The organism is Sphingopyxis sp. RIFCSPHIGHO2_12_FULL_65_19, from assembly GCF_001830555.1.
Taxonomy (GTDB): Bacteria; Pseudomonadota; Alphaproteobacteria; order Sphingomonadales; family Sphingomonadaceae; genus Sphingopyxis.
In genome coordinates this window covers 1-7177 of record NZ_MIAM01000021.1, presented here as the reverse complement: position 1 = coordinate 7177, position 7177 = coordinate 1, and the positions used below count along the sequence as shown (strand labels likewise).

The following is a 7177-nucleotide window of genomic DNA, read 5'->3' as shown; positions in this document are numbered from 1 at the left end:
CCGGATCACGAAATTGGCGCCGGTGCGCCCCTCGCGAAAAAAGGGATAGCTGCCGATCGCGACGCCCGGATAATCCTTTTCGCCCAGGCGCAGCAGGTCGGCAATTTCGCTTTCAGGCGCCCAGGCACCGATCGTCGCGGCCACCAGCGGCGCGCCGCCCTCCAGCTCGCCGGTCAGCGCGTCGAGCATCCCCGCGGTGATGTGCGGCACCCCCGCCATAACGAACACATTGCCGATGCGAATGCCCGGCGCGCCTGACATGCGGTTGGGGATCAATTCGGCGCCATCGGGGACGCGCGCCATGCGCAGCCGCGCCTCGGTCAACTCGCTGCCGCGTGCGGTGTAATAGCGTTCGAGGATCGCCCGTGCCGCGGGGTGGATGACGACGCCGACGCCCAGCGCCCGCGCTACCGCGTCGACGGTGATGTCGTCGTGGGTGGGCCCGATGCCGCCGGTGGTAAAGACATAGTCGTAACGCGCGCGGATCGCATTCAGCGCGTCGACGATTTCCTGCTCGACATCGGGGACGATGCGCACCTCGCGCAGCCTTATCCCCTGCACGTCGAGCCAGGTCGCGATCTGCGCGACATTCTTGTCCTGCGTGCGGCCCGAGAGAATCTCGTCGCCGATCACCAGCACGGCGGCAGTCCAGATGCGTTCGTCGCTCATGGCTTTGCCTTAACCCCGAACGATGACAAAACAAGCCCGATGGAACGGCAAACATGTTCCTGATATGTTCGCGCCCGAATCGAACCGCATGGGAGAAGCACGATGGCCGAAGACCTGATTTTCTATACCAATCCGATGTCGCGCGGACAAATCGTGCGCTGGATGCTCGAAGAGGTCGGCGCCCCTTATGAACCCCGCATCCTCGATTATGGGACGTCGATGAAGGACGCCGCCTATCTGGCAGTGAACCCGATGGGCAAGGTTCCGGCGATCGTCCACGGCGGCAAGGTCGTGACCGAATGCGCCGCGATCTGCGCCTATCTGGCCGATGCGTTCCCCGAAAAAGGGCTTGCCCCCGCCCCCGCCGACCGCGCCGACTATTATCGCTGGCTGTTCTTTACCGCGGGGCCTGTCGAACAGGCGATCACCGCGAAGCATTTCGGGGTCGAACCCGACGCCGACCAGCAGCGGATGGCCGGATTCGGCTCGCTGCCCGCCGCGCTCGACGCGCTCGAAAGCGCGGTCGCGGGCAAGGCGTTCGTCGCGGGCGACCGCTTCAGCGCTGCCGACGTCTATATCGGTAGCCAGATCGACTGGGGGCTTCAATTCGGCACCATCGCGTCGCGCCCCGCGTTCGAGGCCTATGTCGCACCGCTGCGCGACCGCGCGGCGTACAGGCGCGCCAAGGATATCGACAATGCGTTGATCGCCGAGATGCAGGCAGCGAGTCCCAGCTAGGGTCATGACCCTGGTTTCCCGGTCCAAATACCGTTCGTGCTGAGCTTGTCGAAGCACCGATCTTCTTTGAAACGTCGCCAAGAAAGACCAGCCCTTCGACAAGCTCAGGGCGAACGGTTTCTGGTTAAGGCAGCGCCTTCAGCAATCCGGCGGCGAGCGGCGCGAGCCGCCGGACCTGCGGATCCTGCGATTCGCTGGCCGCCACATAGACCGCGTCGCCAAAGGCGCTGCTGTTATGCACCGCTGCCAACCCTGCGGCGCTGGCATAGGGCGCCTTCCAGCGCGGAGCGTCGTTCGGATGCAGCGTCTGGAACCACGCAGCCCAGGCCGCATCGTCGATGTCGGGCCGTTTCGCCAGGAACAGTAACGGTCGCGCCAGCCGCCGCGCCTCGCCATGGACATAGGCGTGCGATCCCGGCGGCGCGACCTGCGCCGCGATCGCGCCCAGCAACACGTCGGCATCGGCGCGCGCGAGTCGCGGGTTGAGCGCGAGCTGCATCGCCAGGTCGGCGCCATGCGCGACGCCGTGCCGCCAGCCCTCGCCCGCAATGAAACCACGATAATCGGTCACGCCGCGCAAGTAGGTCGCGCCGGTGGCAACCAGATCATGCAGTTCAACCGCACTCAGAAAGGGTTCGACCCGGTCGGCGCGCGCGACTTCGGACAGCGCGAGTGCGGCGAACGGACGGCGAAACCCGCGCCCATCGTCGGGGCCGACGGTGGTTGCGGTCAGCCGCGCCAGCGCGTGGCGCATCTGGGCGACGGTCAGATGCCGCCCGCGCAGTCCTTCGGACCAGAGGGTGAAAGCGAAATCATCGCGCACCGCCGGATCGGGATCGCCCAGGCAGGTCGCGAGGGCGTCGAGATCGGCAAGGCTGGCCTTGGCAAAGAAGGTCGCGGCATGGGCTTTGAGGTCGCTGGCCGCGGGCCGCGCCACGACGCACGTCGGCGCGGCGTCGGCCGAGTGGGCGACGGGGCGGCCCGACAACGCGGCCGCGGCGAGAATCACGATGCGAATCACGTCATTTCCCCAAAGAAAAAGCCCGGCGAATTGCTCCGCCGGGCTTCTGTGTCATGCCTGTCCGCCGCTGTTAGTCGCGGCTGCCCATGAGGTTGAGCAGGAAGGTGAACATGTTGACGAAGTCGAGGTAGAGCGTCAGCGCGCCCATCACCACCGACTTGCCGACAAAGTCGGTCCCGCGGACATAGAAATACATGCTCTTGATCTTCTGCGTGTCATAGGCGGTCAGGCCTGCGAACAGCAGGACACCGATGACGCTGATCGCCAGGGCAAGCGCGCTCGACTGCACGAACAGGTTGATCAGCATCGCGACGAGAATGCCGACGACACCCATGATCAGGAAGGTACCAAAGCCCGAAAGATCTTTCTTGGTCGTGTAGCCATAGAGGCTGAGACCAAGGAAGGCCGCGGCGGTCGCGAAGAAGGTCGTCGCGATCGACGTTCCCGTAAAGGCGATGAAGATCGTCGACATCGACAGACCCATCACCGCGGCATAGACCCAGAACAGCGCCTGTGCCGCCGTCGTCGACAGCTTGTTGATGCCAAAGCTGAGCACCAGCACAAAGGCCAGCGGTGCGAGCATCACCACCCACATCAGCGGTGTGCCGACCATCGAGGCGGTGAAGCCCGACTGAAAGGCCAGCAGCGCGACGATGCCGGTCAGCAGCACGCCCGACGCCATATAATTGTAAACCGACAGCATGTACGACCGCAGGCCGGCATCGACGGCCTGGTCCATTGCGTTCGCGCCGGCCCCAAAACCGGAAGCCGCCATATGGGGGTCGTTCCAATTCGCCATTTTTCATCTCCATAACCGGCCAGCCCATACCGGCCGTATGCAACAATATCGGGGGTTTCCGCTCCTGTTTCAAGCGAAACCGGACAAGGGCCATTTTATGGGCTTGGCGGCGGTAAGGGGTCGCGGTCGCCCGCCGCGCCGCTTATGCTGCGCGCCATGTCCACGCACCGCCTGTTCGTCGCGCTGCGCCCGCCGCGCGAAATCCGAGAAATCCTGCTCGCCGCCATGCATGGCATCGCCGGCGCGCGCTGGCAAAGCGACGACCAATTGCATCTGACGCTGCGCTTCATCGGCGACGTCGACCGGCACAAGGCAGAGGATGTCGCGGCGGCGCTGGGGCCGCTTTACGCCCCGGCGGTGACCGCGCGCGTGGCGGGCGTCGGATTGTTCGAGCGGCAGGGGCGACCGCACATGGTCTGGGCGGGGGTCGAACCGCATGCGCCGCTCGCGGCGCTGCACCGCAAGGTCGACCAGTTGCTCGCGCGCGTCGGCGTCGCGGCGGAAACGCGCGCCTTCACCCCGCACATCACGCTGGCGCGGCTGAACCGGGGCTCGGGGCCGGTCGCCCCCTTCCTCGCGCTCAACAGCGACCTTTCCAGCCCGGCATTCGACTTCGGCCATGTCACGCTATACGAAAGCGAGCTCGGCCACGGCGGATCGCGCTATCACCCCGTCGCCCGTTATCCGCTGGACGGCGAAAATTCGGCGACCAGCGCCGCGGCCACCGCATCGACATCGTCCCAGGTCGCGGCGAAGCCATCGTCCTTGCCATAATAGGGATCGGTGACGCCCTCGCCCCGGCGTCCGGGCAGCAGGTCGAGCATCAGCCGCAGCCTGGCGGTCGCGCCCGCGGGACGCACCGCTCGCGCGTCGCGCAGATTCTGTTCGTCGGCGGCCAGGATCAGGTCGAACCGGGTAAAGTCGTCGGCCGACAATTGGCGCGCGCGCAGATCCGAAATATCGGTCCCGCGGCGCCGCGCCTCTGCCTGTGCGCGGCGGTCAGGCGCGCTGCCGACATGCCAGTCGCCGGTTCCCGCCGAATCGAGCCGGGCGTCGATCCCCGCCCTCGCAAAAGCGGCCCGCGCGGCACCCTCGGCCAGCGGCGAGCGACAGATATTGCCGAGACAGAGGAAAAGGATCGCCGGTCCGGTTTTTCGATCGTTGCGCATATGTTGCTCCTTCGCACAAAGTTGAACGGACTTTCAACTTGCGCCTTCGCGCGGCTCTGCTAGCCATGATCGCGAAGAGATAATGGGTCAGGGAGAGGGTTGCGAGATGGCCGAGACCGCCAGCGAAAATGTCACGTCCGGCGCACTGGCTTCGGCCGAGCCGCAAGCCACAGGTTACAGCTGGTATGTCCTGTCGGTACTCGTCATCGTCTATATCCTCAATTTCATCGACCGGCAGATCATCAGCATCCTCGCGGTCGACATCAAGGCCGATCTGGGGCTGACCGACGGCGACATGGGGTTTCTCGGCGGCGCCGCCTTCGCGGTCTTCTACGCGCTGTTCGGCATCCCGCTCGGCCGCCTTGCGGACAATTGGAACCGGGTCAAACTGCTGTCGATCGGCCTGACCCTGTGGTCGGCGATGACGGCGCTGTCGGGCTTTGCTTATAACCAGCTGACCCTGACGCTGGCGCGCATGGGCGTCGGCGTGGGCGAGGCGACGGCGAGCCCCACCGCCTATTCGCTGATTTCCGATTATTTTCCCAAGCGGCAAAAGGCGACCGCGCTCGCGATCTATTCGTCGGGGCTCTACCTTGGCGGCGGCGTGTCGCTGTTCATCGGCGCGCTGATCGTCGAGGCGTGGAACAAGGCCTATCCGGTCGGCGGACCGGCGGGGCTGGTCGGCTGGCAGGCCGCCTTCCTCGCGGTCGGCATCCCCGGTCTGCTGCTCGCGATGTGGGTCGCGAGTTTGCGCGAACCCGTGCGCGGCGCGATGGACGGGACTCCCAGCCCCAGTTCGCCGACGCCGTTCGCCGAATTCGGCAAAGATCTGTCGATGATCGTGCCGCCGCTGACGCTGATCGCTGCCTGGCGGCGCGGCCCCGCGGCACTGGCGATCAACATCGGCTTTGCCGCCGCGATCGCCGCCTTCGCCTGGTGGATGATCCGCCTGACGGGCAATTTCCCGCAATGGTCGGCGGTGGCGCTGGGCTATTATGCGGTCTTTTCCTGGGCGAGCGCGCTGCGCGCCCGCGATCCCGCGACCTTCAAGCTGATCTGGGGGACACCGGCCTTCATCTGCACGACGCTCGGCTACGGCCTCGTCAGCCTCGCCGCCTATGCGCTTGCTTTCTGGTCGGCACCCTATGCCGAAATCATCCTGGGCTTGCCGAAGCAGGAACTGGCCTTCATCCTCGGCGCTAACGGCGCGCTGAGCGGTTTTGTCGGGGTGATCATCGGCGGGCGGCTGGCCGATGCGTTGCGCGCCAAAAACCCCGCCGGGCGCATTTTAATGATCATCTTTGGCGTCGTCGCGCCGATCATTCCGATCTGGATCGGTTATACCACCGACAATGCAACGCTGTTCTACGTCATGAATTTCCTGGCCGGTATGTTCGGCGCGACGGCGCTCGGCGCCGCCGCCGCAACGACGCAGGACCTGGTGCTGCCGCGGATGCGCGGGACGGCGACCGCCGCCTTCTTCCTCGGCACCACGCTCGTCGGCCTGTCGTTCGGGCCCTATATGGTCGGGCAGATTTCGGATCTGGCGGGCACGATCGTCGATGGCAAGCCGGTCGGCGACCTGCGCACCGGCATCTTGTCGCTGATCGGCGTCGCGCCGATCGCTCTCGCCCTGCTGCTCTATGCCTATCGCGCGGTGCCAGAGGCCGAAGCGACGATCGCCGAACGCGCAGCGGGCGCCTGACCGTCTCGGTCGCGGTGCTCGCCCTCGGCGAACCGCGACCCATGAGGCTGCCGCCCCTGTCGCGCCTGCGTCGGAGCAGTGCGACAGGAGCGGTCGCCAAATTCCTCAGGCGCCCTCTTTCACGATAACACCGCACGCGACGCGGCCACCGCTGTTGCCGCTGGGGTCGGTCTTGTAATCATCGGGTCCGGCATGGACCACGAACGCGGCGCCGTCGGCGTCGAGTAGCCCGCCGTCGCCCTCGAACCGCGAGCCGACCAGCCGCAGCGTCGCGCGACCGATCTGGTCGGGTTCGACGACAAGGTTGGGCAAGTCGCCATGATGCGCGCCCATCGGATTCTCGCGGCCATGCTGTGCCCCGGTGGGGTTCCAGTGCGGACCCGCGCTGGCGAAATCGGGTGCATTGCACTGGCCGACGGCATGGACGTGCATGCCGTAAGTGCCGGGGCCAAAGCCGCGCGCGACCAGTTCGACGCGAAGCCCGCTGGCGTCACGATAGATGTCGGCGCGGCCGCGGTCGGCGCCTTTGGCGTCATAAAGCTGCGCATAGGCATCGGGCGCGGGCATCGTGGCCGTGTCCTTCTTTCCCATTCCGGCGCAACCGGCGAGGGCAAGAGCAGCAATGACGGCGCCCCCCCCAGCCACGATCTGTTTGCGGCGCGAACCCATCATCATCTTGCTGCTCCCTGCTATGCGCTGGAATCGGAACGTCGCGACGGCGCGTTTCGATCCCGGTTCGCCGACGATGCCCGCAATCGCCGTCCATTCCAAGGGGATAGTCGGCCGAGGGATGGAGAACGGATATTCGGCTACCCATATTGTCGCCCCGGACCGGCTCCGGCGCTCGCGCGCCACAGCCCGCTATGGACCGCCGATCAGGTCCGGAGTGGCAATGAAACACAAACCCCTAATCGGCCTCCCGCCGCCCAGCTCGTACAAAAAAGGGCCGCGGATTGCTCCGCGGCCCCATATTTTTGCCTGACGGCCCCGATCAAAGATCAGAAGACGCGGGCATATTGTTCGTTGCCGACGAAGCCGAGCTTGCCGACGCCGCTACGCTTGATCACCGCCAAAAC

Annotated in this window: 8 protein-coding genes; 3 read left to right on the top strand and 5 right to left on the bottom strand. The window is 65.9% G+C overall.

The window, feature by feature from the left end:
- Nucleotides 1-669, bottom strand: a 669-nt coding sequence (locus A3E77_RS06720; RefSeq protein WP_293644345.1) for a competence/damage-inducible protein A, incomplete at its 3' end; no start/stop codon positions are given.
- Between the two features lie 102 nt (nt 670-771).
- Between A3E77_RS06720 and A3E77_RS06715 the strand changes: the two genes are divergently transcribed.
- Nucleotides 772-1407 (top strand): glutathione S-transferase family protein, encoded by a 636-nt coding sequence (locus A3E77_RS06715; RefSeq protein ID WP_293644343.1) that lies wholly within the window; start codon nt 772-774, stop codon nt 1405-1407.
- Between the two features lie 124 nt (nt 1408-1531).
- Here the strand turns inward: A3E77_RS06715 and A3E77_RS06710 are convergent, their stop codons facing one another.
- The gene (locus A3E77_RS06710; protein WP_293644341.1) at nt 1532-2428 is read right to left on the bottom strand and encodes a DUF2785 domain-containing protein; all 897 of its coding nucleotides are present in this window, start codon (nt 2426-2428) and stop codon (nt 1532-1534) included.
- A gap of 70 nt (nt 2429-2498) precedes the next feature.
- A complete protein-coding gene (locus tag A3E77_RS06705; RefSeq protein WP_293644339.1) occupies nt 2499-3227 on the bottom strand; it encodes a Bax inhibitor-1/YccA family protein in 729 nt (242 codons plus the stop codon).
- Nucleotides 3228-3383: 156 nt separating this feature from the next.
- On the opposite strand from A3E77_RS06705, the gene thpR reads away from it, so the two are divergent.
- Nucleotides 3384-4001: an RNA 2',3'-cyclic phosphodiesterase gene (thpR, locus tag A3E77_RS06700; RefSeq protein WP_293644337.1), complete on the top strand. Its 618-nt coding sequence runs from the start codon at nt 3384-3386 to the stop codon at nt 3999-4001.
- Here thpR and A3E77_RS06695 read toward each other — a convergent pair.
- On the bottom strand, nt 3908-4396 hold the full coding sequence (locus tag A3E77_RS06695) for a low molecular weight protein-tyrosine-phosphatase (protein ID WP_293644335.1): 489 nt from the start codon (nt 4394-4396) through the stop codon (nt 3908-3910). The two genes, thpR and A3E77_RS06695, sit on opposite strands and share 94 nt — an antisense overlap.
- Nucleotides 4397-4502: 106 nt before the next feature.
- On the opposite strand from A3E77_RS06695, the gene A3E77_RS06690 reads away from it, so the two are divergent.
- On the top strand, nt 4503-6101 hold the full coding sequence (locus A3E77_RS06690; RefSeq protein WP_293644333.1) for a spinster family MFS transporter: 1599 nt from the start codon (nt 4503-4505) through the stop codon (nt 6099-6101).
- A gap of 105 nt (nt 6102-6206) precedes the next feature.
- Here A3E77_RS06690 and A3E77_RS06685 read toward each other — a convergent pair whose 3' ends face one another.
- Entirely contained in the window at nt 6207-6776 is a 570-nt protein-coding gene (locus A3E77_RS06685; protein ID WP_293644331.1) for a superoxide dismutase family protein, read from the bottom strand.
- Nucleotides 6777-7177 lie beyond the last annotated feature (401 nt).

Excerpts from the sequence above, each read along its gene's own strand:
- A3E77_RS06695 (WP_293644335.1), bottom strand. The coding sequence starts at position 4,396 with ATGCGCAACGATCGAAAAACCGGACCGGCGATCCTTTTCCTCTGTCTC.
- A3E77_RS06685 (WP_293644331.1), bottom strand. The coding sequence starts at position 6,776 with ATGATGATGGGTTCGCGCCGCAAACAGATCGTGGCTGGGGGGGGCGCC.
- A3E77_RS06705 (WP_293644339.1), bottom strand. The coding sequence starts at position 3,227 with ATGGCGAATTGGAACGACCCCCATATGGCGGCTTCCGGTTTTGGGGCC.
- thpR (WP_293644337.1), top strand. The coding sequence starts at position 3,384 with ATGTCCACGCACCGCCTGTTCGTCGCGCTGCGCCCGCCGCGCGAAATC.
- A3E77_RS06690 (WP_293644333.1), top strand. The coding sequence starts at position 4,503 with ATGGCCGAGACCGCCAGCGAAAATGTCACGTCCGGCGCACTGGCTTCG.
- A3E77_RS06715 (WP_293644343.1), top strand. The coding sequence starts at position 772 with ATGGCCGAAGACCTGATTTTCTATACCAATCCGATGTCGCGCGGACAA.